The 25687-nt window shown below is 60.7% G+C and carries 25 protein-coding genes, 1 tRNA gene and 1 pseudogene; 16 read left to right on the top strand and 11 right to left on the bottom strand.

Annotated features, from left to right (window positions below):
* Positions 1-2 precede the first annotated feature (2 nt).
* Genes sctS through sctW form a run of 9 tightly spaced genes read right to left on the bottom strand, consistent with a single transcriptional unit; the run spans position 3 to position 8283 of the window.
* Positions 3-266: a type III secretion system export apparatus subunit SctS gene (sctS, locus tag BFQ01_RS01760; RefSeq protein WP_027606903.1), complete on the bottom strand. Its 264-nt coding sequence runs from the start codon at positions 264-266 to the stop codon at positions 3-5.
* A gap of 7 nt (positions 267-273) precedes the next feature.
* Complete coding sequence (gene sctR, locus BFQ01_RS01755) at positions 274-927, bottom strand: type III secretion system export apparatus subunit SctR (protein ID WP_065924019.1); 654 nt, start codon at positions 925-927, stop codon at positions 274-276.
* On the bottom strand, positions 924-1937 hold the full coding sequence (locus BFQ01_RS01750) for a FliM/FliN family flagellar motor switch protein (protein ID WP_065924018.1): 1014 nt from the start codon (positions 1935-1937) through the stop codon (positions 924-926). Before BFQ01_RS01750 ends, sctR begins: the two co-directional genes overlap by 4 nt.
* On the bottom strand, positions 1931-2392 hold the full coding sequence (locus BFQ01_RS01745) for a type III secretion system HrpP C-terminal domain-containing protein (protein WP_065924017.1): 462 nt from the start codon (positions 2390-2392) through the stop codon (positions 1931-1933). Before BFQ01_RS01745 ends, BFQ01_RS01750 begins: the two co-directional genes overlap by 7 nt.
* Positions 2389-2817 (bottom strand): type III secretion system stalk subunit SctO, encoded by a 429-nt coding sequence (locus BFQ01_RS01740; protein WP_065924016.1) that lies wholly within the window; start codon positions 2815-2817, stop codon positions 2389-2391. The genes BFQ01_RS01745 and BFQ01_RS01740 overlap by 4 nt, the downstream gene beginning before the upstream one ends.
* Positions 2804-4162: a FliI/YscN family ATPase gene (locus BFQ01_RS01735; RefSeq protein WP_027606908.1), complete on the bottom strand. Its 1359-nt coding sequence runs from the start codon at positions 4160-4162 to the stop codon at positions 2804-2806. The genes BFQ01_RS01740 and BFQ01_RS01735 overlap by 14 nt, the downstream gene beginning before the upstream one ends.
* Entirely contained in the window at positions 4159-5067 is a 909-nt protein-coding gene (locus BFQ01_RS01730; protein WP_065924106.1) for an FHA domain-containing protein, read from the bottom strand. The genes BFQ01_RS01735 and BFQ01_RS01730 overlap by 4 nt, the downstream gene beginning before the upstream one ends.
* A gap of 34 nt (positions 5068-5101) precedes the next feature.
* The gene (gene sctV, locus BFQ01_RS01725) at positions 5102-7195 is read right to left on the bottom strand and encodes a type III secretion system export apparatus subunit SctV (RefSeq protein WP_027606910.1); all 2094 of its coding nucleotides are present in this window, start codon (positions 7193-7195) and stop codon (positions 5102-5104) included.
* On the bottom strand, positions 7192-8283 hold the full coding sequence (gene sctW, locus BFQ01_RS01720; protein WP_162844253.1) for a type III secretion system gatekeeper subunit SctW: 1092 nt from the start codon (positions 8281-8283) through the stop codon (positions 7192-7194). The genes sctV and sctW overlap by 4 nt, the downstream gene beginning before the upstream one ends.
* 262 nt (positions 8284-8545) lie before the next feature.
* Here sctW and BFQ01_RS01715 point away from each other — a divergent pair, with 262 nt between their 5' ends.
* The gene (locus BFQ01_RS01715; RefSeq protein ID WP_065924015.1) at positions 8546-9097 is read left to right on the top strand and encodes an RNA polymerase sigma factor; all 552 of its coding nucleotides are present in this window, start codon (positions 8546-8548) and stop codon (positions 9095-9097) included.
* Between the two features lie 151 nt (positions 9098-9248).
* Here the strand turns inward: BFQ01_RS01715 and BFQ01_RS32795 are convergent, their stop codons facing one another.
* Entirely contained in the window at positions 9249-9371 is a 123-nt protein-coding gene (locus BFQ01_RS32795; protein WP_256097656.1) for a hypothetical protein, read from the bottom strand.
* Between the two features lie 86 nt (positions 9372-9457).
* On the opposite strand from BFQ01_RS32795, the gene BFQ01_RS01710 reads away from it, so the two are divergent.
* The 6 genes and pseudogenes from BFQ01_RS01710 (at position 9458) to BFQ01_RS01685 (ending at position 13320) form a co-directional block, all read left to right on the top strand.
* Positions 9458-9534: transfer RNA gene (locus tag BFQ01_RS01710), tRNA-Met, on the top strand.
* Between the two features lie 716 nt (positions 9535-10250).
* Positions 10251-10739 (top strand): annotated as a pseudogene (locus BFQ01_RS33250) (group 1 truncated hemoglobin).
* A gap of 91 nt (positions 10740-10830) precedes the next feature.
* Positions 10831-11463: a nitrile hydratase subunit alpha gene (gene nthA / locus BFQ01_RS01700; RefSeq protein ID WP_027606924.1), complete on the top strand. Its 633-nt coding sequence runs from the start codon at positions 10831-10833 to the stop codon at positions 11461-11463.
* A 20-nt stretch (positions 11464-11483) separates the two neighbouring features.
* A complete protein-coding gene (gene nthB, locus BFQ01_RS01695; protein ID WP_065924014.1) occupies positions 11484-12137 on the top strand; it encodes a nitrile hydratase subunit beta in 654 nt (217 codons plus the stop codon).
* On the top strand, positions 12134-12574 hold the full coding sequence (locus BFQ01_RS01690) for a nitrile hydratase accessory protein (RefSeq protein WP_065924013.1): 441 nt from the start codon (positions 12134-12136) through the stop codon (positions 12572-12574). The genes nthB and BFQ01_RS01690 overlap by 4 nt, the downstream gene beginning before the upstream one ends.
* 68 nt (positions 12575-12642) lie before the next feature.
* Complete coding sequence (locus tag BFQ01_RS01685; protein WP_065924012.1) at positions 12643-13320, top strand: energy-coupling factor ABC transporter permease; 678 nt, start codon at positions 12643-12645, stop codon at positions 13318-13320.
* 294 nt (positions 13321-13614) lie between these two features.
* Here BFQ01_RS01685 and BFQ01_RS01680 read toward each other — a convergent pair whose 3' ends face one another.
* Positions 13615-14304, bottom strand: a complete 690-nt coding sequence (locus BFQ01_RS01680; protein WP_065924011.1) for an AraC family transcriptional regulator — start codon at positions 14302-14304, stop codon at positions 13615-13617.
* Positions 14305-14530: 226 nt separating this feature from the next.
* Here BFQ01_RS01680 and BFQ01_RS01675 point away from each other — a divergent pair, with 226 nt between their 5' ends.
* From BFQ01_RS01675 to pgeF, 9 genes are all read left to right on the top strand, one after another.
* Positions 14531-15778 carry an acyl-CoA dehydrogenase family protein gene (locus tag BFQ01_RS01675; RefSeq protein WP_065924010.1) on the top strand — a complete coding sequence of 416 codons (1248 nt, stop codon included), beginning with the start codon at positions 14531-14533 and terminating at the stop codon, positions 15776-15778.
* 190 nt (positions 15779-15968) lie between these two features.
* Positions 15969-16919, top strand: coding sequence for a transporter (locus BFQ01_RS01670; protein WP_256097654.1), 951 nt, complete (start codon positions 15969-15971; stop codon positions 16917-16919).
* A 226-nt stretch (positions 16920-17145) separates the two neighbouring features.
* A complete protein-coding gene (locus BFQ01_RS01665) occupies positions 17146-17979 on the top strand; it encodes an EamA family transporter (protein WP_065924009.1) in 834 nt (277 codons plus the stop codon).
* A 132-nt stretch (positions 17980-18111) separates the two neighbouring features.
* Complete coding sequence (locus BFQ01_RS01660; RefSeq protein ID WP_065924103.1) at positions 18112-18639, top strand: RNA polymerase sigma factor; 528 nt, start codon at positions 18112-18114, stop codon at positions 18637-18639.
* Positions 18632-19588: a FecR family protein gene (locus BFQ01_RS01655; RefSeq protein WP_065924008.1), complete on the top strand. Its 957-nt coding sequence runs from the start codon at positions 18632-18634 to the stop codon at positions 19586-19588. Before BFQ01_RS01660 ends, BFQ01_RS01655 begins: the two co-directional genes overlap by 8 nt.
* 104 nt (positions 19589-19692) lie before the next feature.
* Positions 19693-22134 (top strand): TonB-dependent siderophore receptor, encoded by a 2442-nt coding sequence (locus tag BFQ01_RS01650; RefSeq protein ID WP_065924007.1) that lies wholly within the window; start codon positions 19693-19695, stop codon positions 22132-22134.
* A gap of 100 nt (positions 22135-22234) precedes the next feature.
* Positions 22235-23014, top strand: a complete 780-nt coding sequence (locus tag BFQ01_RS01645) for a PhzF family phenazine biosynthesis protein (protein WP_065924006.1) — start codon at positions 22235-22237, stop codon at positions 23012-23014.
* 36 nt (positions 23015-23050) lie between these two features.
* Positions 23051-24880, top strand: a complete 1830-nt coding sequence (gene ggt, locus BFQ01_RS01640) for a gamma-glutamyltransferase (protein WP_065924005.1) — start codon at positions 23051-23053, stop codon at positions 24878-24880.
* Between the two features lie 23 nt (positions 24881-24903).
* Positions 24904-25626, top strand: coding sequence for a peptidoglycan editing factor PgeF (gene pgeF / locus BFQ01_RS01635; RefSeq protein WP_065924004.1), 723 nt, complete (start codon positions 24904-24906; stop codon positions 25624-25626).
* Positions 25627-25687 lie beyond the last annotated feature (61 nt).

Here is a 25687-nt window from a genome sequence, read left to right as displayed (position 1 = left end):
CCTCAGTTCCGGGCCGAGCGGCCAATCATTTCGAAGGTCAAGTTGATCAGTTGGATCAACTCCACGCCAATCCAGCGCCCCGTCAGGATCAACGTAACCCCTACCGCCACCAGCTTGATGCCAAAAGGCAGCGTCTGGTCCTGTATCTGCATCAATGCTTGCACCAGAGACACCAGCACCCCCACCACCACCGCTACAATCAATGGCGGTGCCGACAGCACCACCACCAGCAACATGCCCTGCTTGAACAGCACAATCGGGTCCATACGCCACTCAGAGATAGGAAAGGAACAAGCTGTCGAGCAACCGTGACCAACCCGACACCAACACGAACAACAGCAATTTGAGCGGCAGGGAAATGGTCATCGGCGAGACCATCTGCATGCCCAGCGCCAGCAGCAGGTTGGAAACAATCAGGTCGATCACGATGAAGGGGATATAGATCAAGAAGCCGATCTCGAACCCTGCCTGCAGCTGGGACAACACGAAAGCCGGAATCACCAGGATCAGATCTTCGCGTTGCACCTCCTGCGCCATTTGTGGAGGCCAGAGGCGCGTGGTGTTTTCCAGCAGGTGCGTCAATATATCCGGGTCCACATTGCGCAGCATGAATGCGCGTAACGGTGTGATGGCCTCATTGCCCGTCTGCAGAAACGTTTGCACGTTACTCATGTCCAGGGGCGATGCCTTGACGCTCTCGGCGATCTCATAACCCACTGGTGCCATGATGAACAGCGTGGCCGCCAACGCGATGCCATTGATGGCCATGCTGGGCGGTACCTGCTGCACACCGATGGCGTTGCGGGTGATCATCAGCACGATGACGATCTTCAAGAACGATGTGCAGACGATCAGCAGCATGGGCATCAGCGATAATGCCCCCAGGAATACCGCCAGAATGAGGGGGTCTATCCCCTGCAAACTCATCGGCCGAACATCACGCGAGACAACTGCAACCCCAGGCGCCCATCGACTTCCACCAACTGCCCCTGGCCAATCGGCCGATCGCCGTAATACAGGCCGGCCATGCCGGGAGCGTAACCGCTAATGCCCAACACCGAACCGGGCGCGAGGTTACGCAGTTCGCCCAAGGTAAGGTTCAGCGTTCCACAACGCACATTCAGCGCCATGCTCAACTCATCGAATGGTTCGTGGCCAAATACATCCACGACCGGTTCATCATCCTCATGCTCCGAGTAATGGGGCGCTGCAAAATTTTCGTCCACAGACGAGTCCTCGATAGAAGTAAGCGTCAGGCACAACGGCCCGGTGTCATCGTCAATGCGGCCATGCAAACGTTGCCTCCCAACCTGCACGTAGCCGCTGCCTTGGGCGGAAAAAAAATACGGGCCGAGCACCAGCACATCACCGGTACGCAGGCTGCGCACCTGCGCAATCGGTAACTGCACGCGGCCCAGGGTCACGGCGATTGCCAGTTGAAACGGCGCCGGCAAAGCTGCCGCAGTGGCGCGCCAAGGCCCTGCCTCACACAAGGCCAGGAAACTTTGGGGGGTCAACCATAGGTAGCCTTCAACCCGGGACGCCCCCTGGGTCACACTGAGCCGGCAGCCAAACCCCTTGGGTCGATCCGTTTCCAGCAAGCGCACATAACCCAGCAGCGCCCGCACCTGGGGACTCATGTGGTACTGGTACAAGGCCCAGAACCAGGAGTCCGGATCGTTGCCAACCTGGGACAGGGTCACCGGGCACTCACCCAGCAGACTGAGCAACGGCCCTGCTTCTACAAGCGCCAGCACGCCACACACCGTCTCAAAGCACAAAGCCTTGCCGCCAGCTGGGGCACGCCCGGGCTCAATCAGCAACTCGCCGGCCTGCCCGGCCACCGTGAACGGCAGGCGCAGGCCGCGCCCCAATCGACGGCGCGCGGCAACCGTATCGCTATTAATCAAGGGAAAGGTCAGCGCCGGCATCAGCATGCGCAACCGACGCTGGGCATAAGCAAGTTCACCGGCAGCCCCAGCGCTCCCGCGAATCGACCCTCGCACTGTTGGCGTACACCGCAAAGCCAGCGCGCCGTAGCGTCCTGCTCTGCCTCCAGCTCAATCGTCCAGGCGCCCTGCTCGCGGCGCACGCTGGCGTTGATCCGCCCCAGGCGAGGCAAGTACAGCACCGCCTGCAACGGCCACTGCGACGCAGCCTGCACACGAGGCGCCAGTTGCTCGGCAAGCGCCTCGATCAGGGCTATACCGGCGGACGCCTGTTTGCCCGATAAGGCAGTCCCCGCACCAGCGCCGCCATCGTCTCCAGTAAAAAATTGAGTGAATAATCGCCCGAGTTCCATGGACACGGCTGTCGTGGCCCCCGGCTCACGCTCCTCCCGCGGCTCGCGCTGGCGCGGACGCTCAGTGGGTTTATTTGAAACCTGGGTCATGTCGGCTCCCGAGCCAGTAAGAGGGATAACTCCTGAAGTTTTTCCACCTGCCGCAGGCACTCCGTGACGTGTTTCTGGGCGCTGCCAACCCGACTTTCGCTTTCCCCCTGCTGGCCCCGCAATGCCTCCAACTGGCCTATCTCCCGCTGAGTACTGGCAGATAGGGAGCGCTCCTGCGCGCCCCAGGATTTCAAGGCCTTGAGGCTCAACACCTGACCCTGATGCTGACTGAGCAATTCAGCACTTTGCCGGGCCTCCTCCTGCCGAGTCTGCTCAAGCGCATCCTTAGCCTGCTGGATATGTGCGAGCAGGGCCTGCTGGGCGCGCCTGGCCTCACGCAGGGCGCGCTCAGCGCGGTCAGCCCTGTGCCTGCGCAGGCGCCGCAACGTCTCCACTTCACCGAGAAGCACATCAGAATGGGACATGGGCGGTCAGATCCTTAAGTTGCTCCAGCGTCGCCACCATCGGCGTAGGCACACGCAAGTCCTGGCGCAGGAACCCGTCGACCGCCTGACGGCTGTCCACCGCCAGATCGGTCAGGGCATCGCTGCCGGGTTGATACTCTCCCAGCTTGAGCATCAGCTCGATCTGTTGGTACGCCGACAACAACCGTCGCAATGCCGTACCCGCCTGGATGTCCTCCGGCTCCGCGACGTTGCTCAAGATCCGTGAAAGGCTTGCCAACACATCCACCGCCGGGTAGTGCCCACGCTCGGCAAGCTTGCGGGACAGCACGATATGCCCATCAAGCAGCGAGCGAACTTCGTCGGCCACCGGATCGTTCATGGAGTCCTGCTCAATCAGCACCGTATAGATCGCGGTGATCACACCGTCACGCGTCAACCCGGCACGCTCCACCAGCCGTGGCAGCAGGCTGTATACCGAAGGAGGCAAACCTCCGCGCCCCAAGGGTTCGCCGGCAGCCAGGCCGATCTCACGCTGGGCCCGGGCGAAACGGGTCAAGGAGTCAATCAGCAGCAATACCCGCTGCCCCTTGCGCCGAAAACCTTCGGCCAATGCCGTGGCCGTGAACGCGGCGCGGGCGCGCTCCATGCTGGAGCGATCGGAGGTGGCGCACACCAGTACCGCCTTGGCGCGCAGCTGGTCATCGAGCTCATGGTCGAGAAATTCACGCAGCTCCCGCCCCCGCTCGCCGATCAGGCCGAACACGATGACATCGCACTCGACGTTACGCGCGATCTCGGCCAGCAGGGTGGTCTTGCCACAACCGGCCCCGGCGAACAGGCCTACACGCTGCCCCTCGCCAATCGTCATCAGGCCATCGATCGAACGCACGCCGGTGGCCAGCGCACGGTTAATCCTCGGCCGTTCGGTGGGCAACGGCGCTTCACACAACACCGCACTGGTATCCGGTAAGTCGGCCTCGACAAACGCACTCACGCCCTGCCCCGTAATCGGCCGGCCGAAACCATCCAGCACCTGGCCCAACAGGGCCTCGCTGACCTGGACTCGATGCGATACCCCAAGGCGCTCCACTCCAGCGCCTACCCGCACGCCTTCCAAATTACCCAAGGCGCTGAGCACCGCGTCCTGCTGATCGAAGCCGATGATCTCGGCGAGCATGTAGTCGCCCGGACTTTTTTCCACCTGGCACAAGTCGCCGATACGCGCCTGGGGTAGCCGGCACTGCAGCAGCATGCCGTTGACGCGCTGGATTCGGCCACGCATCGTCACCGGTGCAAAGGTGCTCAGTGACTGGGCCTGACGCTGTTGCCAGGCGTCCAGACGAGCTTGCAGTTCCGCACTCACCAGCGCACCTCGTAACGCTGCGCACCATCAAAAACCACTTTGCCGTTGTCGATCAGCACCAGCCGCAGCCCTTCCACTTCGTCGCCCACAAACAGTCGGCTGCCTTCTTCCAGGACCACGTGACCATTCGGCCCGCCGACGATTTGCACAATCCTGAATGGCAGTGTGCCGTCGCGCACACGCACACGGCTGATCACCGGCACCGAGCTGTCGAATTGCTCGCCAAAACGGCTGAGCATGCGCGCTACCAGCTCCACCTCGTCCTGTGAGACTTCTCCGTTGAGCGCCACCTGGTCATTGATCACTTGCAAGGTGACCCGCTGACTCAACTCACGCTCGCTGAGCATCTTCAACAACTGCTGACGGACTTCAAAAGACGAAGCCAATTCCTGTTTCTGCACCGCGGGCGGCATCAGCGAAGCCTGCGCCTCACGCTCCCCAGTGGAAACCATGCCCACTGCCACAATGATTACCGTCACCACCAGCACCAGGCTGATCAGGCGCCTTTGCTGGGAGGGCGAAATTGACGATAACGTCATCGCCTGCGCAGGCACATTGGCCGCTAGCGGCACTACCGGCACTACCGGCGCAGGGGCTGCGGGTTGAGGCCAGGGTTGCTCGGCCAAGGTCACGCACAGCCGCACCCCCCCCACTGTAAACGGCACGTTCAGTTCCAGTTTGGCGATCTGCGCCAGTACCTGGCCTTCGGGGTCTCGCAACAGTCCGGCTTCGGCCTGCACCAACCAGTTGGCGTCGATAAACCGCAGGCACGCATGCTGCTCGACGACTCCCGGATCGTTCAACATCAGGTCAGCGTCCGCGTGCGCACCAATACTCCATCGCTCCCCAAATAACGGCAACGCAGCGCCCTGGCGCAGCCCATCAAGCACCCTTAACTCAAACATCATCGCAACCTCCACGCTGGCCATGGCCGAATACTCATGCCACCGCACCACGCATCAGCTCGTCCTGGCCCAGGTCAATGCGCCCCAGCACCTTGACCTTGGAGGAGCTCCCCAACTCGGCAAACGACAGCACCGGGACATGGTTGAACTCTTCCAGCAGCAAGGTACGCAAGGGACTTCGCAGGTCCTGCGCCACCAACAGCACACTTTTACTCTTGGCCCTTAAGGTAAAGGCCTGGTTGAGCAGGCTGATCAACGCAGCGCTGTGCTCATCGTCAAGCGCGAAAAACACCCCGGTCTGGGTCTGTCGCAATGCCTCGCGCAGGATGTTTTCCGTATGCGGTGAAAGCAGCCAGGCATGCAGGCCGTCGGCCTCGCTGTACTGGTGGAAAATCTGCGCCTTGAGCGCAATACGCGCGTAGTCGGCCAATGCTTCCGGTTCACGCTCATGCTGGCCATACTCGATCAGCGATTCGACAATCAGCCGTACGGCCCGCAGCGGCACCCCTTCGCTGGCCAGGCGTTGCAACACCGACGAAAAGCGCGACAGCGGCATGATTCGCTGCAGTTCCTGCACCAGTTCCGGCTGGTTGTGCTCCAGCCAGCTGAGGATCGACTTGCTCTCCTGGATCCCCAGGAACTGCGGGCCGCTGAGCATCATGGCCTGCTTCATGCGTTCGATGATCAGACTGGTCGCGGTGAAGCGCTCCAGTTGCGGATCGTCGAGCAGTGGATCATCCGGTGCCAGCCAGACCCAGTCCTGTTCATCACGCTCAGCCAGGCCGGGTATTCCATGCTCGGGCTCGACCGTCAAGGCGTTACGCTCAACGGCCAGATAGTTGACAACCGAGGCCTTGACCATCGGCACTTCATGCACACAGAAACGCATTTCGTCGGCGGCCAGCGAGTCATCGAGTTCGACTTCGAAGGGCGGCAGGGTCAGGCCAATATTGGCAACCAGTGCATTTCGGGACTGGCGAATCCCATGAATAAGCTCCGTCACCTCAGGCGTCCCACGCAAAACCGGGGGAAACTGCAACAGGTAGGGGCGCGACGGATCGAACCCGCGCAAGTCCTCTTTTCCGTTCTCTTCGGGACGCACGGCTTCGGAGGCTTCGGCCGCGGGCGCTGCCTCTCGCTGACGCTGGCGCATCAGGTAATACCCCAATGTGCCGGTTATCAGCGAAATAAGGATAAATACCCCGGTCGGCATACCGGGCACTATCGCAAAGGCGAGCATGCCCACCGAAGCGATTATCCAGCTCTTGGGCTCGCTGGTCATTTGCCGGGCAATTTCGGCCCCCATGTTACTGATGCCCTTGCGCCCCTCCGGCGCCACCCGGGTGATGATCATGCCGGCGGTCAGGGAGATCAGCAGCGCCGGAATCTGTGCAATCAGGCCATCACCGATAGTCAGCACCGAATACAACGCCATTGAATCAGCGGCGCTCAAGCCGTGCTGGAACATGCCCGTAGAGAAGCCGCCCAACAGGTTGACCACGACGATGATCAACCCCGCGATAGCGTCGCCCTTGACGAACTTCATCGCCCCATCCATCGCGCCGAACAATTGGCTCTCACGGGACAACTGCTCGCGCTTGTCCCGCGCTTGCGTGCCGTCGATCAGGCCGGCACGCAAGTCGCTGTCGATGGACATCTGCTTGCCCGGCATGGCGTCCAGGCTGAACCGCGCCGCGACCTCGGCAACCCGTTCGGAGCCCTTGGTGATCACCAGGAAGTTAACCAGGGTCAGGATCAGGAAAATCACCATCCCCACCGCCAGGTTGCCCCCCACCACGAAATTACCGAAGGCCTCGACGATATCGCCGGCGTCTTGCTCCAGCAGGATCAGACGCGTGGTTGCAATCGACAGGGCCAGTCGAAACATGGTGGTCAACAGCAGGATCGAGGGGAACGAAGAAAACGCCAGGGGGCCCGGCAGGTAAAGCGCAAGCACGATCAACAGGCACGAAATGCAGATATTGAGGGCGATCAGAATATCCACCAGCCAGGTGGGCAACGGCACGATAAAGATGAATACGATGGCCATGACCACCACAGCGCCCAGCACCTCGGCGCGTTGTGCCACTTTGAGCAACCCACGGTTGATGGCCGACAGTGCGGTCACGTCATCAGCCTCGGTTCACCGGCATACCGTGTGGGTCCACGCAAGGCGCGGTCCAGTTCATCGATCACCGTCAGCAGGATCTGCAGGGTTTCCAGACGTATTCGCTTTTCGGACCACAATGCCAGGGGAAATTGCTGAAACAGAGGGTAAAGGGCATTGAGGGACATCAGTTGACGGTCAAGCGGACCGCCTCCCAGTTCGTCCCCCAAGCGCAGCAATTCATCGACCGCGATACCGGTACCGGCATACCCCAGCAGGCGTTGCAACAAGCTCACGGCGTTATGCTCAATACTCAAGCGCTGGATCAGCGTGTGACAACCGCCCAATACGCTGCTCAGTTGCCCGCAGTCCCGCAGGCCCATCAGCAAAGTGCGCAACAGGGGTGTGGGCATTGACGACACCGCGGCCGCAATGTCATCCGCCAAAGCCTTACGCATCACCTTGAGCCCGACGTGGAACTGCTCACCACCGTATACACCCAGCAAAGCCTGCATCATCGTCGGCAGGGACTGGCGCGTGACCACACTGGCATAGTAGAGCACACGCAGTGCCTGGCGCTCCTGCGGGTCGACCCCGGCTGACTGCAATGCCAAGGCAATGTTCAGGCCGGCCTGGATCTCCCCTTTGAAACGAGCTTCAAGATTGGCAATTGCATCGCGCGCCAACAACGTAGTGTCGGACGGGCGGCCCTCGCTGTCTGCCTTGGCCACCACATGCTTGAGCACCACGAACGCGCGCGCCGGGTCCCCGTCCGCAAGCTTCAGCAATTTTTCGACAGTAGGTCTGTCCTGCAATTGCTGCCTGAAGAGCAGTGAAAGGAAAGCCAGCGTTTTCTTGGCCGGATGGCCCAACTGATCATAAAGTTGCGCAAGCTGCTCGGCCGGAAGCACGCGTACCGCCATCTTCCGTTCGCTCAGCGCCCGGCTGTTGAGCTCCACCTCCTGACCAAACAGATGTGCAAGCTCATCGATGCCCTTCGCGGATGTGTGCACTTGCGCTGAGGCATGGCTGACAACCGCTTCACCCTCAGAGGGGTGGGTGCGCACATCGTTACGAGGGTCAGTTGTTTTACGGGATACTTGTTCCATGGACACGCCAGTACAGGAAGAGTGTTTCCCTGTGTGGCAACGTCTCCCCATGCAGTTCCATCAAAATCCGTGCTCACTGGGAATTTGAAAAAACTTGCAAAAGCCTTCGGCGCCGCATGCAAATCACTGCATAAAAACCCACCAGCCAAAAATATTTATATATGTAAATCATACAGTTATGTATTTTTTTCGATTGGCACAGGGAGTGCTAAGGGGACCTGTCGACACCCGCTCGACTGCGTCTACCCTAAGGAAAAAAAACATGAATCTCCCCATTGAAGCTTTAGCTCACCTCGTTGGCAGCTCGCCTCAATTCATGCATCACCTGACAGACGACCAGCAGAAAAAACTCAGGCGCTTCATTCACAAGCGCGTACTCAACCCCGAAGATGCGGATGATCTTCTGCAACTGACGTACTTGGAGGCCTGGCGCAACCGCGAGCGCTTCTGCGGTAACGCCTCGCTCAGCACCTGGATGTGCGGCATCGCGCAAAACCTGATTCGCAACCACTTCAGGCGCATGTATGCCAAACCCGTGCATTGCGAATTTGATGAATCGTTGTGGCATGGACAGGAAGAAAACAACAACCTGGATTGGGAGTTTGAGATCAACCGCCGCCTGGAGAATACCCTGAGCGCCATTGACCACCTGCCGGCGGAAATGCGCAAGACGATGTACGCCTCCCTGGAAACCGACGGCAGCTATCAGGACACAGCCGACGTATTGGACATCCCCATCGGCACCGTTCGCTCGCGACTGTCGCGCGCACGCGAACAACTCAAGCGCGCCACCCAGAATCCGTTTCAATCGTAAATCCGGCTGACTGGCAAAGCGTTGGGCGACAAGGATATCTGCCCAACCGAACCAGACCTCTTTCATACGTGCCAGGCAGATCGCTCAGCCTCCTGACAGTACCGCACCGATCCCACCAACACCGAACATCACCCCCACGGCTCTCGGGCGATCAGTCCAGCTGCCAGCAGGAGCGGCGGGCAGGTTTGCGCGGCGGTCGAGGATTGCTCGGCACCATGGGTGTCTCTTCACGGGAGAAGCGAATCAGCAACCACTCGTCGCCCAACTCGCTCATTTCCGATAAACAATTGAAAGCGTAGATAAAAATTCAAAATAAATGCTTGACGCATTCCCGTTCTACGCGAATAATGCGCGCCACTTGGCTACATAGCTCAGTTGGTTAGAGCATAGCATTCATAATGCTGGGGTCCGGGGTTCAAGTCCCTGTGTAGCCACCAAGTACCGATCCATAGATGTCTACAGCAGTCTATGAATCACCTCAAGAAGCCCGCCTCGTGCGGGCTTTCTTGTATGTGGCCGTTTATCCCTGTCTATCCCTCCCCACCCCGCACCATCGCTGCCCACTGGCATGCCGGACATCTATACCTGTCCTTTTTAACCAAACGGTTGTCCATTCGAGCCAAGCACACTTCATCTCCCCTAGATAATGTTCACTCCACGCCGTGTCCCTAAAAACACAAATGACGAGGTGTCTCATGCATCTACGAGAACAGCAGCGACTATCCGATTCATCCTGGTTTTTACAGAGATGGGACATGGCACCCGAAGAGTTTGCCACTTACCTGCTGCAACTCGGGACCTTGGTGCTGCAACGCCGATGGAATGGGACCAATCGTAAAACACCAACGTCCACGGCGATCTAGAACAGCGAACCGTCCGGTCAAGGCAGAAATAGAGGAACCCCAGTCACGGACCATATCTACCCCCATGGCCGCAGGACCAGTTCCGATGTCAGCATTTTGCGTCTGCTGCAAGCACGGTTTTCCTAAGCCGTTGTCCGTCTAGACCAAACGATTGTCCTTGCCAGCAAAGCGTGCGCTCGACAGCAGCTCTAATTTGGATTCGTCGCAAGTTCTCGCACCCTTTATCAACCGTGCGGAACGCGACATTGAGCGAATGAGATCGTCCCCAGCCGAAACGGAGAAACCGCATCATGACCGACCAGCAACCATCCGTGGAACAACAGCCCTCCCTCTATGCGCGTCTTGGGGGCTACGACGTCATTTATCAGTTCGCAGGTGCAGTTTTGAGGAAGACCATGGGACATCCCGCTATCGGCCATATCTGGGCCCACATGTCCGAATCAACATTCCAGAAGGAACACATCAACTTTGTCGATTTCCTTTCTGAACATTGGGGTGGCAGCGCCAAATACCGAGGTAGGGACATGGTCACCGCGCATCGCGGAATGGGTCTTACCGAGGTGCACTGGCAAGCCGTGCTCGATTGTCTTGAGGAATGCTAAAACGACTACGATCTGGCACCGGATCTGCGCAAAGAGGTCAATGACTTTCTGATCAAGTTTAAACCCGCCGTGATTGGTAGCCCCTCCTACCGCGACGTAGTACTCGCACACCCCGAAATGGACCCCGCCAAAGGAATGAAAAGCGTTGGGGTAATTTGGCCGAAACGAGGGAAGTAACCTGTGAAAAAGCTGGCGCCGGATATTGGTATTGCTGCATTCGTCGAGTAATGCAGGGAGCGATTTCACCAACTTCAGAGGGGGCAAAGACATGAGTCATACGCACGAACATCATCACGATCACGACCACACTGAGCCACCGGAGGCCATAGCGCTACGCGTCAAAGCGCTCGAGTCCCTGCTGACGGAAAAGGGCCTGGTCGATCCCGTAGCCATGGATGCTTTGGTGGACACCTACCAACACAAGGTCGGCCCGAGAAACGGCGCCCAGGTCATAGCGAAAGCCTGGTTCGACCCTCTGTACAAACACAGGCTGCTGGAAGATGGCACCGCAGCCATCGCCGAGTTGGGCTTTTCTGGTGTTCAGGGTGAAGACATGGTGGTCGTGGAGAACAGCCAGACCGTGCACAACGTGACGGTATGCACACTGTGCTCCTGCTACCCATGGCCGACCCTGGGCCTGCCACCGGTCTGGTACAAGTCCGCACCTTATCGCTCGAGGATAGTCATTGACCCGCGCGGCGTGCTGGCGGAGTTCGGTCTGACGATTCCTGATGACAAGGAAGTTCGCGTCTGGGACAGCAGCGCTGAGCTGCGCTATCTGGTATTGCCGGAACGTCCGGCGGGTACTGATGGCTGGAACGAGGAACAACTGGTCGAACTCGTGACTCGCGACGCCATGATCGGCACCGGACTGCCTAAGAATCCGGATCAAGTAGCCTGAACCTGAGAAGGAGAAAACCCATGAATGGTATACACGACCTGGGCGGCATGCATGGCTTCGGCCCAGTGCTCACGGAAGAGCACGAACCCATCTTCCATCATGATTGGGAGCGCAGGGTTTTTCCGCTCTTCGCCTCGCTCTTCGTCGGCGGGTACTTCAACGTGGACGAATTCCGCCACGCCATCGAACGCATGAAGCCGGCCGAATACCTGCAGTCGAGCTACTACGAGCACTGGCTGCACGCCTTCGAGACCCTGCTGACAGAAAAGGGCGTCATCAGCGCCGCCGAACTGCAGGGTACGGCCAAACCAACCCCACCGACACAGCCCGTCACGGTGTTAACACCGGACATCGTCGACGCCGTAGTGCTCGGCGGCGCCTCGTCGCGGGCAAAAGAAGATGTCCCCGGCCAATTCCGAGTCGGTGACCGGGTGCGAACGAAGTGCCTCAACCCAACCAATCACACCCGGCTGCCACGCTACGCGCGCGGTAAGGTCGGCACAATCGTGATTGCACATGGCGCGTTCGCTACCCCGGACACGATGGCCCATGGTTTGGGCGAACAGCCGCAGCAGGTCTATGCCGTACGCTTCAGTGCCGAAGAATTGTGGGGAGTACGGCGACCGGACAGTGTGTGCATCGACCTATGGGACAACTACCTGGAGGCCGTATGAACACGAGCATGCGCCACGACTACAAGGCCGTCGGCCTCCCTCTCGACGATGAAGGCCCGGTGTTCGACAAGCCTTGGCAGGCTCAGGCTTTTTCCCTGCTGGTGCACTTGCACCAAGCCGGCGTGTTCCCCTGGAAGGACTGGGTGCAGGTATTCAGCGAAGAGATCAAGGCCGCCCCGGCGCAACCCGGAGAAGGCGTCAATGACGCCTATTACCGGCAATGGATCACGGCCATGGAAAGAATGGTCACCACCCTTGGCCTGACCGGGATGGAGGACATCGTCCAGCGGGGCGAGGAATGGAGGCAGGCCTACCTGAATACTCCCCATGGACAACCGGTGGTTTTGCTCAATGCAAGTTGTCCACCGGCCCACGGGCACACCGGTGAGCATCTGCCGCATCGCGAGCCCGTGGCGATCAGCCGAGCCTCTAACTGAGGGCGGAGCAGTTTTTTGTTGTCCTTTTTTACCTAGCAAGCCGCAGAGGCGGCCAAGGAGTCATCGTCATGCATATCGAACCTGGCCTCGTGGAAGCCGGAAAACTCTGGCTGAGCTATGTTACCGCCGCAAGCGTCGGCACCTACACCGTCAAACTCGTTGCGGACGCCATTGGCGAACGAGGTGCCGTCTCGCTGGTAGTTCGCGCCGCCGCCGCCACGGCGCTGGTGTTTGGCTTCTTTGAACTGCTACCGCATCATCCGGTTGGCGTCTCGGAGGTGCATCTCATACTCGGCTCGACGCTGTTCCTGTTGTTCGGTGCAGCACCTGCAGCAGTAGGTCTCGCTTTGGGGCTGTTAATCCAGGGTCTGTTCTTCGCCCCATTCGACCTGCCGCAGTACGGCATGAACGTCACCACCCTTTTGGTACCGCTGTTGGCAGTTGCTGCCCTGGCGCGGCGTATCATCGCGCCAAACACGCCCTATGTTGATCTGGGCTATCGCCAGGCACTGGGCCTGTCGACGGCCTTTCAGTCAGGCATCGTCGCCTGGGTTGCCTTCTGGGCCTTCTACGGGAAGGGCTTCACGGCAGAGAACGCACTGTCAGTCCTGACCTTCGGCAGTGCCTACATGACCGTCGTCATCCTCGAACCGCTGTTGGACCTGGCCGTGCTGGCCGGTGCCAAGGCAACGCATCGCCTGCGTAACAGCAGGCTGGTCGAGCGCCGTCTGTACCAGACCGCCTGAGTCGACAGACGCCAGTCCAATCCAGACTGTCCCCGGGCATTCGAAGACCGCAATGCTCGGGGCATCAAGAGCGAGAACGACCTCAACACCTCGTGAGCAAAACTGGAGGTAGTTGATGCGTTTCAGAAATAGCCCCCGCAAGTCAGTCCGGGGGAGTACCGCTGGCTCCATATTCATGGCGAAACGCGCCGTGATGAACGGGGACTACCAACAGATGACCGCAGGTCACCCTGCGCCGCGTCGCATCCCCGCACCTCGCACCTTGATCGCCTTTGTAGTTCCTGAACCTTGTCTTCACCTGATCAGAAGATCCTGGACCGATCCACAACTGTTCGTTCCTGGTTTGGCTTCACCTTCGACGCTGGCTGCGAGTCCGCGTGGGGAGATCCCGAACCGTTGCTTGAACAACCGGGAGAAATGCGAGGCATCGTTAAATCCCCAGCGCAGCGCTACGGCGAGCACGCCAGGATGGCCGGAACTGCAGAGATCGCGCGCGCTGTGCCGCAAGCGCAGCTCCCGGATCAGGCCACTGACGCAGCGTGCTGTCGCCTGGCGCGGTGCCGCGAGCCTGGACACCAGTTGCTCCCTGGGTATACGGAATGACAGCACGCGCCAATCTTCCCTGAAATCGAGAAAGTAGGGACGCGTGGAGTCCACGACGGAGAAGTCACCGGGCATCACCAGTGTCTCCTGCCCATCCTGACGGACCACGCATGCCCCTTCCAACTGGAAGTTCGCGAAGCAGAACTCGACCGGGTTGCGGCGGATTTCATCCCAACGTCGTTGGACGAACTGCGCACGGGAAAACACGCGGGTCTGCGCGCTCATGGAAAGGGGCCGGGAGCTCACCTCGCCCGTGAAGTCCGATCCTGCAGGCTCTTGCTTGAGGATGGGATTGAGCGAGACGAAGGCTTCGCAGAGGACCTCACGCCAGTAGCTGAATCTTTCGCGCTGCACGCACGCTTCGGTAGTCCAGATTTGCATCCTGCGGTCACCCCTCAGTGGCGCAAAAGACAATCATCGCGAGCGCAAGCCAGCGACTGATTTCTGAGCCAATGTCACGGTAGGGCGGGCCGCTCAGACGTGTCATGTGTGCCTCCTGTTGCACAGATCGTCAATTGGGCTTGCACGCTCCAGCGAGACCGAGGCAGTCCGGCTGCCTACGATGGGTTGTCCGTTACCTAACCCACCGCAAGAAAGGTCGCTTCCCATGGCTATCGATTTCCAGCTCACCGAATCACAGAAAGCTTTACAGGCAAGCGCGCGAACCTTCGCCGCCGAAGTCCTCAGCAAGGTCGCCCCCACCATCGCCCCAATCGCGCGACCGGAAGACCGGTTCTACGCCACGCGGCCGTTCTACGATGCCATGGTCGACGCCGGCTTCATCAAGGCGTTGCTGCCCGCCTCGTTCGGCGGCAGCGCCCTGACCACGCTGGATTTTGCCTTGGCTGCCGAAGAACTCGCCGCCGCCGACGTCAACTTGCCTTCGGCCTTGCTGGGCACCGGCCTGGGTTTGCACGCGGTGCTGCACCACGGCACCGAGGAGCAGAAGCGCCGCTTCCTGCCGGACTTCGTCGAAGATGGCTCGCGCCTGGCCGCCCTGGCCTTCACTGAGGTCACCGGCGGCGCTAACTACGACAGCTCCGCCCCCTCCGCCGGCGTGCAGACATTCGCCCGCCTCGAAGGCGACGAATGGGTCATCAACGGCGCAAAGCACTACACCACCAACGGCACCGGTTGGGACGGCAAGGGCGCGCACCTGTACAGCGTCATATGCCGCACCGATGCGGCCCTGCCGCCGCAGCAATCGCTGGCGGTCATCATGGTGCCCGGCAGCGCCCAGGGCATCGAGATCGCGGGCTTTCTCGATACCGTCGGCCATCGCGCGACGATCTCGCCGCGCATCCATTTCAACAATGTGCGCGTGCCGGCGGCCAATATTGTGGGCAAGCCGGGCGATGGCATTGCCATGGTGGAAGATGCCTTCTCCTGGACTGCGCCGCTCATCGGCGCGGCCTGCGTAGGTGTGATGCGCGCGGCCTTCGACGTCGCCTTGAAGTTTGCCCGCACCGACAAGCGCTCCGGCACGGTGCCTGTGATTGAGCACCAGAACGTTGGCTTCATGCTGGCCGATATCAAGATGCGCATCGAGGCCGCGCGCTACCTGACCTGGAAAGCCTGTCACCAGCTCGATATCACCCAGGGACGCAGCCGCGAACTGGCCATCATCACCAAGGTTCACTGTTCGGAACTGTGCGTTCAGGCTGTCTACGATGCCATGCGCGTTGTCGGTGTCGATGCCTATACCGACCTCTACCCGTTGGCCGGCCTGATGCAGGACGCGCTGTGTTTTCCCCTGTACGACGGCGGCAACGTGGGGGTCCGCCGCCGGCAACTCCATGCGCTGCTGCGCTCGCCGGCCTACGACGCCATGGCCGGCGCAGAGGCACGCAATTGAAACGGCCCCCAGGCCACGAGGCGTAAGCGCCGAGCAACTGTCCTTCCCAGCACAACGAATGACCGCCCCAACAAAGCGACTTGGGGCACGTCCCCCCTATCTTTGCCATGCGCACTGCCGCGTTGTCCTGTGTCGCCGCACTTCGCCGACCGATCAATGACAGATGACTACTCGAGAGAGGACTTCCGTAATGACCCAAGCATTCTCCAGCGTCGCCCGCAGGACCGGCCACGTGTCAAAGGCCGGTATCCACTCGCCCCTGAGCTGCATGAACAAGGTATTGGCCTTGGCCTGTCTACCGATGGTCACGATGGTGCCGATGACCGCGCGCGCCATCGATGTGGACATCGGTGATTTCGTCCCGGCGCCGGAGGGTACGACGGCGGGGTTGCTGTACCTGCAGCATGCCGAGCGCAACAAACTCTATGCCCAGGGACGGCAGACGGCGCGGGATCCTCGGCTGGTCTCGGATGTCGGTATCGGGAGGCTGGTGCACTACACCACGATTGGCGGGCTGACGGTAGGCCCCCAGATCCTGGTACCGTTTGGCCGGCTGGATGCCGGGCGCGACACGAGTGCACTGGGCAAGACCAGCGGGGTAGGTGACATTATCCTGGCCGCACCAGTCTGGTTGATCAACGACTCAGCGTCTCGCACCTATCTAGCCATAGCGCCCTATCTGTACCTTCCAACGGGTAGCTATAGCCACGACCGCCCGCTCAATCTGGGTGAGAACCGCTGGAAATTTGATTTACAGGTAGGTTTCGTCAAAGGGCTGACCGACAATTGGTATGTCGATTTGACCGGCGACGTCATGTTCCACGGCAAGAACGACAACTACGGCGCTGCCGGCGACACGCTCAAACAGAAACAGCTCTACCAGGGGCAGGGATATTTGCGTTACCAGTTCACGCCCGGAGCCAACGCTTTCGTCGGCCTGTCGCAGACCTGGGGCGGTGAGACCCGAGTCAATGGCGTTGACAGCGACGACGAGGCTCGGCAACGAAAAATCAGCGTGGGTGGCAGTTACTTCATCCGCCCGAAGACGCAGGTGCTGGTGGCGCTCGGGCGCGATCTTGAGGTGGAAAATGGCTTCAAGGAAAGCGCCCGCATAAACGTTCGACTGTTGCAGGTGTTCTGAGCAAAAATCTCATTCAGGGCTACTCGATAACGCCTGGCGTTGAAACATATCCGGGCATGGGGCGACCAGGCGTAATCGAACAGCATTTGCCCTCAATTGACGCGTAACCCGCTACTGATAACGGCTTACCGAAAGGTAGAGCGTTTTTTATGCCTTGAAAAAAGTGCCTGGGGCATACTCGCAGCCCCCTCCTGGATACAGAACTGAGCCAATAGGATGTCCCTTCATGAGCCTTGATGTGTTCGCAATCATCATGCTGGGCGCGGCGTTGCACGCGACTTGGAATGCCGTGGTCAAGGGCGGTGACAACAAGCTGCTGACCACCTGCATGATCGCGTCCATTGCATCGCTGATCGCATCGACGGTCATTCCGTTTCTGGAGCTGCCGGCCAAGGAAAGTTGGCCCTTCATCGGCGCGTCGGTGATTTTGCAGGTGGTGTATTTCGTGCTGGTCGCCTCGACTTACCGCATTGCCGACATGAGCCAGACCTACCCGATCATGCGCGGTACCGCGCCGTTGCTGGTGGCGACAGCGAGCGTGGGACTGTTGTCCGAATCCTTGTCCTCATTTGCCTGGCTCGGCATTGCCATCATCTGCATCGGCATTTTGAGCATGGCTGCCGCCCCCAGCATCGGTCAGCGAAAAGGGATGCTCCTGGCGCTGGTCAACGCGGCGGTCATCGCCGGCTACACCCTTATCGACGGTGTGGGTGTGCGCAAATCCGGCGCCCCGGCGGCCTATACGCTGTGGATATTCCTGCTCACCGGCATCGCGCTTGCCGTATGGGCATTTGCCGTCAGGCGGCGCGAATTCTGCCGCTATCTGGCGCGCCACTGGCGCCCAGGTGTTATCGGTGGCTTCGGCACCGTCGTGTCCTACGGCCTGGCGCTTTGGGCAATGACGGCGGCACCGATCGCCACGGTTTCGGCGCTCAGGGAGACGTCGATCCTGTTTGGCGTGGTGATCTCGGCACTGGTGCTCAAAGAGCAACTGACCCGCCGCCGCATCATGGCTGCGTGCATCATTGCCAGTGGAGCTATGGTGTTGCGGCTGGGCTGACGCGCCGGTCGAACCCATGACACGCCCGGCAGGACTGCTCTCCAAACAAATCACCCGCCGCCCTATCAAATGAGACCGCTTCTCATTAATATGCCTGCTATTCGCGCAACGCCGCATCAGGGTATCGGGGCCATGGAGACAGGGACGCCAGGGGATCAGGAAAAACTCAGCGCCGTTTTTATCGGGCAGCGCAGTGCGTTAATCCGTATGCTGTCGCGCGTCGTCGGCTGTTCGAGCCAGGCGGAGGACCTGGCCCAGGAAACCTACCTGAAGGTGGCGAAAGCGCTGTACGCTCGCCCTATCGAACACTTGAAGCCGTTTCTTTATCAAACTGCGCAGTACCTGGCTTTTGATCATCTGCGCAGTGTGCGCAGTAAAAGGCGCTATGAGTGCCATCTGGCCGAAAGCCTGGTTGTCGAGGTGCCCACCACGGCACCCGGTCCGGAGAGCCAGGCCCAGGGCCAACAACAACTGCTGCAGTTTCAACAGGTGCTCGCTACCTTGCCCAAACGCCAGCAACAAATCCTGGTATTGCATCGATTGCATGACCTGTCCCAAAGCGAAATCGCCCAACGCCTGCAGGTGTCGTTGAGCACGGTGGAAAGAGATCTGCGCCAAGCCCTCACTGCCTGCGTCAAGCAAACGACCGACCATGATTGATCGCGCCGACACCCCCGATGCCATACGTAAGCAGGCGACCGACTGGTTCGCCCTGCGCGATGAGACGGTGCGCAACCCCATAACCCGCCAGCGCTTTGAGCAGTGGCGTGATGCGGATCCCCGGCACGCCACGGCGTATGCGGAACTGGCCGCGATGTGGGAAAGCCGCGCCTTCGAGCAAGCCTTGAAAAACCTCGCCAGCGACCTGGAATTGCCCCCTGCCCCGCAAGCCGCCACGCACCGCAAGACACGCTTCATGGCTGCCGCCGCTGCCGTGTTGATCACGCTGGGCATCGGCTGGATGACCGATGTGCCGATGCGCCTGCAGGCTGACCACATGACCGACGTTGCGCAGTTGGAACGCTTTGACCTGGAGGACGGCTCGCACATCGTGCTGGGCAGCCGCAGCGCAATCAGCATCGCTTTCGACGGCGCTCATCGCCGCATCAAGCTGCTGCGTGGCGAGCTCTACGTCGAAGCCGCACACGACTCAGAGCGCCCTCTTAGCATCGAAACCGCCGAGGCCAGCGTGACCGTAGTCGGCACGCAATTCAGCGTCAGCCAGCGCGACGCGGGCGTCACCGTCGCCGTGCGACAAGGCCAGGTGCGCTTCGCCAACCGCAAGGGCGAACAGAGCCTGTTGCAGGCGGGCAACTGGCAACAGTTGCTGGGTGGGCATCTGCAACCGCTGTCCCTGGAAGGTGGCGAACAGCAGATGGCCTGGATCAACGGACGGCTGTCGTTCCAGAACGCGCCGCTGGCACAGGTGTTGTCAGAGATCCGTCGCTATTACCCCTCACCGATCCTGCTATTGAACGATACCGCTGCCGGTGAGCGGGTCAGCGGCAATTACCAATTGGATGACCCCCAGGCGATCGTGCAGGCGTTGAGTAGAGTCACTTCCACCCACATCCAGCGCCTGCCGGGTGGCATCCTGATTATTCGCTGATACAGAGCCCCTGACACCGTCGCAAAAAGTTTTACGGCTTTCGAAGCTTCAACCCGTCAAGAACTTTGCCTTTGCAAATCATTCCTATTTCTAACGGGGCTCACATGTACTTTCCAGCACTCAATCCGACCCACGCCCGTAGCATCCTTGCGCTTGCCGTCTGCCTGGCGTGCAACACTGCGGTTGCCGTGGAACCGGCGGGCAAGCCGGCCATTCGTGAAGCAGCAGATACCCGCAGCTTTGCCATAGCGCGTCAGTCGCTGGTCAATGCCCTGGATCAATTGAGTGTGCAGAGCGGGCTGCAAATTGCCTATGCGGCGGACTTGGCCCAAGGCGTCGAGTCGCCTGGCGTCAGCGGCCGCATGACCGCCCTGGAGGCGCTGGCCCAGTTACTCAAAGGCACGCCCCTGAGCTTCGAGCTCAATGGTCCCAACGCGGTCATACTGACCCGCACCGCACAACCCGGCGCGGCCCTGCAACTGGGCACCACCACCGTGATCAGCAACCAACTGGGCACCGTCACCGAAGGCACCGGCTCCTACACCCCGGGCACCATCGCCACGGCCACGCGCCTGGTGCTGACCCCGCGTGAAACGCCGCAGTCCATCAGTGTCGTTACCCGCCAGCACATGGATGACTTCGCCCTTGACAGTGTCGACGACGTGATGCGCCATACCCCTGGCATTACCGTGTCGGCCTACGACACCGACCGCAGCAATTACTACTCGCGCGGTTTTTCGATCAACAATTTCCAGTACGACGGTATTCCCTCAGCCGTACGCAACGTGGCCTATTCGGCGGGCAACACCCTGAGCGACATGGCGATCTATGACCGGGTCGAAGTGCTCAAGGGTGCCTCCGGCCTGCTCAGCGGCGCCGGTTCCCTGGGCGGCACCATCAACCTGGTGCGCAAGAAGCCTACGGCGGAATTTCTCGGCCACATCACCACGGCGGCGGGCACCTGGGATCACTACCGCACGGAAGTGGACGTCAGCGGCCCGCTGACCGAAACCGGCAATGTGCGTGGGCGTGCGGTGGCGGCCTATCAGGACAACAAGTCGTGGATCGACCGCTACTCGAACAAAAGCTCGGTGTTCTACGGCATTCTCGAATTCGACCTGTCACCCGACACCTTGCTCACCGTGGGCGCCGATTATCAGGACAGCAAACCCAAAGGCTCCACTTGGTCCGGCAGCTTCCCGCTGTTCAACTATGCCGGCGAGTTGAACAATGCCAAGCGCTCCTTCAGCAATGCCACTGATTGGAGCAGTTGGCAGCAATACACCCGCACGGTGTTCGCGAACCTGGAGCACGACCTCGGCGACGGCTGGGTGACCAAACTGCAACTGGACCACAAGCTCAACGGCTACGACGCCCAGATGGGTGCGATCCAGTTCTACCAGCCGGCGGCGGACGGCACTGCCAATATCAACGCCCAGCGCTACAAGGGCGAAACCACCAGCGACTCGGCCGACCTGTATATCAGCGGTCCGTTCAATTTCCTCGGGCGTGAACATGACCTGGTGGTCGGTGGATCCATCAGCACCGCCCACTGGAAGGGCAAGGGCTATTGGGACGAAACCTTCCCCACCGCCAACCTGGTCGACTACGTCAACTGGCATGGCAACCTGGCCAAGCCCGACTGGGGCGTGGCCTCCCAAGTCACCGACGACACCATTCGCCAGACCGGCATGTACCTCACCACCCGCTGGAACCTCAGCAACGACCTGAAACTGTTGCTCGGCGGGCGCGTGGTCGACTACACCCTGACCGGCAGCACCGATACCTACCGTGAAACCGGACGCTTCATTCCCTATGCCGGGGCCATCTATGACCTCACGGACAACCTGTCGGCCTATGTCAGCTACACCGATGTCTTCATGCCCCAGGAAAGCTACAACCTCGACCGTAACCGCAAGTTGATTGACCCGGACGAAGGCGAGAACTATGAAGTGGGCCTCAAGGGTGAGTTCCTCGACGGTCGCCTGAACGCCAGCTTGGCGTACTTCGAGGTGAAGGAAAGCAACCGCTCCCTGCCCGACGATGCGTACAACAACCAAACCCCGACACCACCCAACTTTGCCTTCAAGGGCACCGACGCGACGACCAAGGGCTACGAACTGGAACTGTCCGGCGAAATCGCTCCAGGCTGGCAGTTGCAGGGTGGCTACACCCACAAGGTGGTACGCGACGACGCCGGCAAAAAAATCTCGACCTTCGAGCCCGAGGATCAAGTGAGCATGTTCACGATCTACAAGCTCAAGGGCGAGCTGGACAAAGTCAGCGTCGGCGGTGGCCTGCGCTGGCAGAATACGGTGTGGCAGGACATCTACAACAGCCCCAAAAACACCACCGAGAAATTTTCCCAGGAGTCCTACTGGGTGGTGGACCTGATGACGCGCTACCAATTCACGAAAAACCTGTCGACCACGCTGAACCTCAATAACGTGTTCGATAAGCCGTATTACACCAACGTAGGCTTCTACAACTCCGCCATCTACGGCGCACCGCGTCACTTCATGCTGACCACGCGCTGGGACTTCTGATTGCCTGAGCCACACGGCCTATCCCGGGGTAGGCCGCTTTTGACGCCCTCCCTTACCACTGTTAGTGTCCAGCCTCCCCCCACGCACGGAGTGCTTCACGGTGAAACTGGACATCTACCAAGTCGACGCCTTCAGCCAACATGCCTTCGGCGGCAACCCTGCCGCGGTGTGCCCGCTCACCGAGTGGCTGCCCGATGAGCAACTGCAGCATATCGCCGCCGAAAACAACCTCTCCGAAACCGCCTACTTCGTGCCCCGCGATGGGTTCTACGAGTTGCGCTGGTTTACCCCGCAAGTCGAAGTCGACCTGTGCGGCCATGCCACGCTGGCGACGGCGTGGGTGTTGATTCACGCGCTGGCGGATGCACCCCAGGTGCTGCGCTTTGCCACCCGCAGCGGCGAGCTACGGGTGACGCGCAACGGCGATGAACTGGCGATGGATTTCCCCGCCCGGCAACCACAGCGTTGCGAACCGCCCGCTGGAATGTTGAGTGCCCTGGGGATCGAGAGCGCCGACGTGTTCGGCACCGATGACTACATCGTGCTGGTGGACGACGAAGCCCAGGTCGCCGCGCTGACGCCTGACTTTGCGCGGCTCAAGGGCCTGCCCAAGCGCGGGATTGCAGTCACCGCCAAGAGCACCCGGTTTGATTTCATTTCGCGCTGGTTCGGGCCGAATGTGGGGATCGATGAAGACCCGGTCACCGGCTCGGCACACACCTCGCTGGCACCGTTCTGGGCCGAGCGCCTGGGCAAATCGCACTTGACGGCCGAGCAAGGGGGCCAGCGCAAGGGCCAATTGCACTGCGAGCTGCAGGGCGACCGCGTGATTATTTCCGGCAAGGCAGTGTTGTACATGCAAGGCACGATTTACCTGTAAACCGCAGCGCCCCATGGACAACAGATCATTCGCACAATGAACGGAGTTCAGCACGTGTTTTCGATTTCCCGCCGCCAACTGTCGCTCATGGCGGCAGCCCTTGCCCTGGCTGCCTGCCACACCCCGGTCAACGAACAGCCACCGGCACCGGAGTTGGGCTCGGGCTATCGCACCGACCTCAGCACCCGCCATGCCGAGCGCCATATGGCCGCCGCTGCCAACCCGCTGGCGGCCGAGGCCGGACGCGAGATGTTGCGCCAGGGCGGGTCGGCCATTGACGCTGCCATTGCGATGCAGGCGGTGTTGACCCTGGTGGAACCACAATCCTCCGGCATTGGCGGCGGTGCGTTCATCATGCTGTGGGATGGGAAAAACGTGCACGCCTATGACGGGCGGGAAACGGCCCCGGCCGGGGCGACCGAGCGGTTGTTCCTGAACGCCGACGGCACGCCGATGGCCTTCACCGACGCGCAGATCGGCGGGCGTTCGGTGGGCACGCCAGGGGTGCTGCGGGCCCTGGAAATGGCCCATAGGAAGACCGGCCGCCTGCAATGGGCCCAGCTGTTCGAGCCGGCGATTCGCTTATCGGAGCAGGGCTTCGCGATTTCGCCGCGCTTGCACAGCCTGATCGCCGCTGACCGCTTTATCCCGCAATCGCCGGAGATGGCGGCCTACTTCCTGAATGCCGATGGCACGCCTAAAGCCACCGGTACACGACTGAAAAACCCGGCGCTGGCCGCTGTGTTCAAGCGCATCGCCAAGGAAGGACCGGACGCCTTGTACCACGGGCCGATTGCCGATGAGATTGCGCGCAAGGTGCAGGGCAACCGTAATGCGGGCAGCCTGACTCAAGCCGACCTCAAGGGCTACGTCGCCAAGGAACGCGTGCCGCTGTGCACCGATTACAAGCGCTGGAAAGTCTGCGGCATGCCGCCGCCGTCCTCAGGCGGGATTGCGGTGGCGCAGATGCTCGGCACATTGCAGGCCCTGGAAGCCCGCGACCCGCACCTGGCCATCGCGCCGATGACACCGATAAAAAGCGCCTCGCCTGCCGGGCTTGAGCCCACGCCCGAGGCCGTGCACCTGATCGCCGAAGCCGGTCGCCTGGCCTTTGCCGACCGCGCGCTGTACGTGGCCGATGCGGACTTCACACCGGTGCCGGTGGCCGGCCTCGTGGCTCCGAATTACCTCGCACAGCGTGCCACGCTGATCGGCGAGCGCAGCATGGGCATCGCCAAGCCGGGCCGACCGGCGGGTATTCAAGTCGCCTACGCACCAGACCGTTCGCCACTGCGCATCTCCACGTCACAAGTCGTCGCCGTCGATGACCTGGGCGGCGCCGTGTCGATGACCACCACGGTGGAAGCCGCGTTTGGCTCCCATGTAATGGTCCAAGGCTTTTTGCTCAATAACCAGATGACCGACTTCTCCTTCATCCCCGAAGAAAACGGCCAGCCGGTCGCCAACCGCGTGCAACCCGGCAAACGCCCACGCTCGGCCATGGCGCCGACCCTGGTGTTCGACCGCGAGAGCGGTGAATTGCTGGCTACGCTCGGTTCGCCGGGCGGCTCGCAAATCATCGAGTACGTGAGCAAATCCCTGGTGGCGATGCTCGACTGGAACCTCGACCCGCAAGCCGCCATTGGCCTGCCCAACTTCGGCAGCCGCAATGGGGCTACCGAGCTGGAGGCGGGCTTGTTCAGCCCAGGCCTGAAGCAGGTGTTGAAGGACAAGGGCCATGAGCTGAGCGAGATCGACATGACCAGCGGCATCCAGGCCATCGTGCTCAAGCGGGACGCCCAGGGTAAGGTGTCGCTCAGCGGCGGCGCCGACCCTCGGCGCGAAGGCGAAGCGCTCGGCGACTGACTTTATTGAACGGAGGTGATCCCTTGCATCAGGCTGAAAATCTCGCTGCCATCCCTGGCATCGACCACAGTTTCTGTTCGATCGATGACCCACGGCGCCCGGATGAAGTGTTCATCTGCAAGCAAGTGCACAGCGCCTCGGTGATTGAATGGCAGGCCGGCCAGGTGGCCAATACGATCGAGGCCGATGGTGTGTTGACGCACCACGCTCACCCGATCGCGGTGATCACCGCAGATTGCCTGCCCATTCTGTTCGCGTCGAAAACGGGCGAACGGGTAGCCGCAGTCCATGGCGGCTGGAAGGGGCTGCAACGCGGGATTATCGCCAACGTCATGCAGCACTTTGCCGCCGAGGGGATTGCAGCCGACCAACTGCAAGTGGCTATCGGCCCATCGATCAAGCCGTGCTGTTATGAAGTGAGCGAAGGGTTTATCGCCGACTTCCAGAATGACCAAGGGCACCTGTGGCAACACGCCCAGGCACCGTGGTGCTTCGTGCAACCGGCACCGCTGCGGTCCCCGGAAATTACCCCGCCCCATGCACGGCAAGCAGGCAGTGCGTGGTTTGACTTGAGCGGGTATGGGTTGTTGTTGCTGCAAGCGGCGGGTGTCAAGCGGGAGCAGATCGAAGTGAGCGAAGTGTGCACCTACTGCACGTCGCCGACGTTTGCCAGCTACCGCAGAAGGACGCATCAGCCGGAGGAAGCGAAGACGTTGATTTATTCGTGGATTGCTCGTAGACCCTGACGAACCTACGCGCCCTTGTGGCGAGCGGGCTTGCCCCGCGTTGGGCTGCGAAGCAGCCCCA

Origin of the sequence: Pseudomonas sp. 8 R 14 (genome assembly GCF_900005955.1) — a bacterium.
GTDB classification, from domain to species: domain Bacteria; phylum Pseudomonadota; class Gammaproteobacteria; order Pseudomonadales; family Pseudomonadaceae; genus Aquipseudomonas; species Aquipseudomonas marginalis.
The sequence above is the reverse complement of the archived record's forward strand: the minus strand, read 5'-3'. Positions and strand labels throughout refer to the sequence as shown.

What these genes read in the sequence shown, in the direction of transcription:
- sctS (WP_027606903.1), bottom strand. Translation starts at nt 266, where the DNA reads ATGGACCCGATTGTGCTGTTCAAGCAGGGCATGTTGCTGGTGGTGGTG.
- sctR (WP_065924019.1), bottom strand. Translation starts at nt 927, where the DNA reads ATGAGTTTGCAGGGGATAGACCCCCTCATTCTGGCGGTATTCCTGGGG.
- BFQ01_RS01750 (WP_065924018.1), bottom strand. Translation starts at nt 1,937, where the DNA reads ATGCTGATGCCGGCGCTGACCTTTCCCTTGATTAATAGCGATACGGTT.
- BFQ01_RS01745 (WP_065924017.1), bottom strand. Translation starts at nt 2,392, where the DNA reads ATGACCCAGGTTTCAAATAAACCCACTGAGCGTCCGCGCCAGCGCGAG.
- BFQ01_RS01740 (WP_065924016.1), bottom strand. Translation starts at nt 2,817, where the DNA reads ATGTCCCATTCTGATGTGCTTCTCGGTGAAGTGGAGACGTTGCGGCGC.
- BFQ01_RS01730 (WP_065924106.1), bottom strand. Translation starts at nt 5,067, where the DNA reads ATGTTTGAGTTAAGGGTGCTTGATGGGCTGCGCCAGGGCGCTGCGTTG.
- sctW (WP_162844253.1), bottom strand. Translation starts at nt 8,283, where the DNA reads ATGGAACAAGTATCCCGTAAAACAACTGACCCTCGTAACGATGTGCGC.
- BFQ01_RS01715 (WP_065924015.1), top strand. Translation starts at nt 8,546, where the DNA reads ATGAATCTCCCCATTGAAGCTTTAGCTCACCTCGTTGGCAGCTCGCCT.
- BFQ01_RS32795 (WP_256097656.1), bottom strand. Translation starts at nt 9,371, where the DNA reads ATGAGCGAGTTGGGCGACGAGTGGTTGCTGATTCGCTTCTCCCGTGAA.
- nthA (WP_027606924.1), top strand. Translation starts at nt 10,831, where the DNA reads ATGAGTCATACGCACGAACATCATCACGATCACGACCACACTGAGCCA.
- nthB (WP_065924014.1), top strand. Translation starts at nt 11,484, where the DNA reads ATGAATGGTATACACGACCTGGGCGGCATGCATGGCTTCGGCCCAGTG.
- BFQ01_RS01690 (WP_065924013.1), top strand. Translation starts at nt 12,134, where the DNA reads ATGAACACGAGCATGCGCCACGACTACAAGGCCGTCGGCCTCCCTCTC.
- BFQ01_RS01685 (WP_065924012.1), top strand. Translation starts at nt 12,643, where the DNA reads ATGCATATCGAACCTGGCCTCGTGGAAGCCGGAAAACTCTGGCTGAGC.
- BFQ01_RS01680 (WP_065924011.1), bottom strand. Translation starts at nt 14,304, where the DNA reads ATGCAAATCTGGACTACCGAAGCGTGCGTGCAGCGCGAAAGATTCAGC.
- BFQ01_RS01675 (WP_065924010.1), top strand. Translation starts at nt 14,531, where the DNA reads ATGGCTATCGATTTCCAGCTCACCGAATCACAGAAAGCTTTACAGGCA.
- BFQ01_RS01670 (WP_256097654.1), top strand. Translation starts at nt 15,969, where the DNA reads ATGACCCAAGCATTCTCCAGCGTCGCCCGCAGGACCGGCCACGTGTCA.
- BFQ01_RS01665 (WP_065924009.1), top strand. Translation starts at nt 17,146, where the DNA reads ATGAGCCTTGATGTGTTCGCAATCATCATGCTGGGCGCGGCGTTGCAC.
- BFQ01_RS01660 (WP_065924103.1), top strand. Translation starts at nt 18,112, where the DNA reads ATGGAGACAGGGACGCCAGGGGATCAGGAAAAACTCAGCGCCGTTTTT.
- BFQ01_RS01655 (WP_065924008.1), top strand. Translation starts at nt 18,632, where the DNA reads ATGATTGATCGCGCCGACACCCCCGATGCCATACGTAAGCAGGCGACC.
- BFQ01_RS01650 (WP_065924007.1), top strand. Translation starts at nt 19,693, where the DNA reads ATGTACTTTCCAGCACTCAATCCGACCCACGCCCGTAGCATCCTTGCG.
- ggt (WP_065924005.1), top strand. Translation starts at nt 23,051, where the DNA reads ATGAACGGAGTTCAGCACGTGTTTTCGATTTCCCGCCGCCAACTGTCG.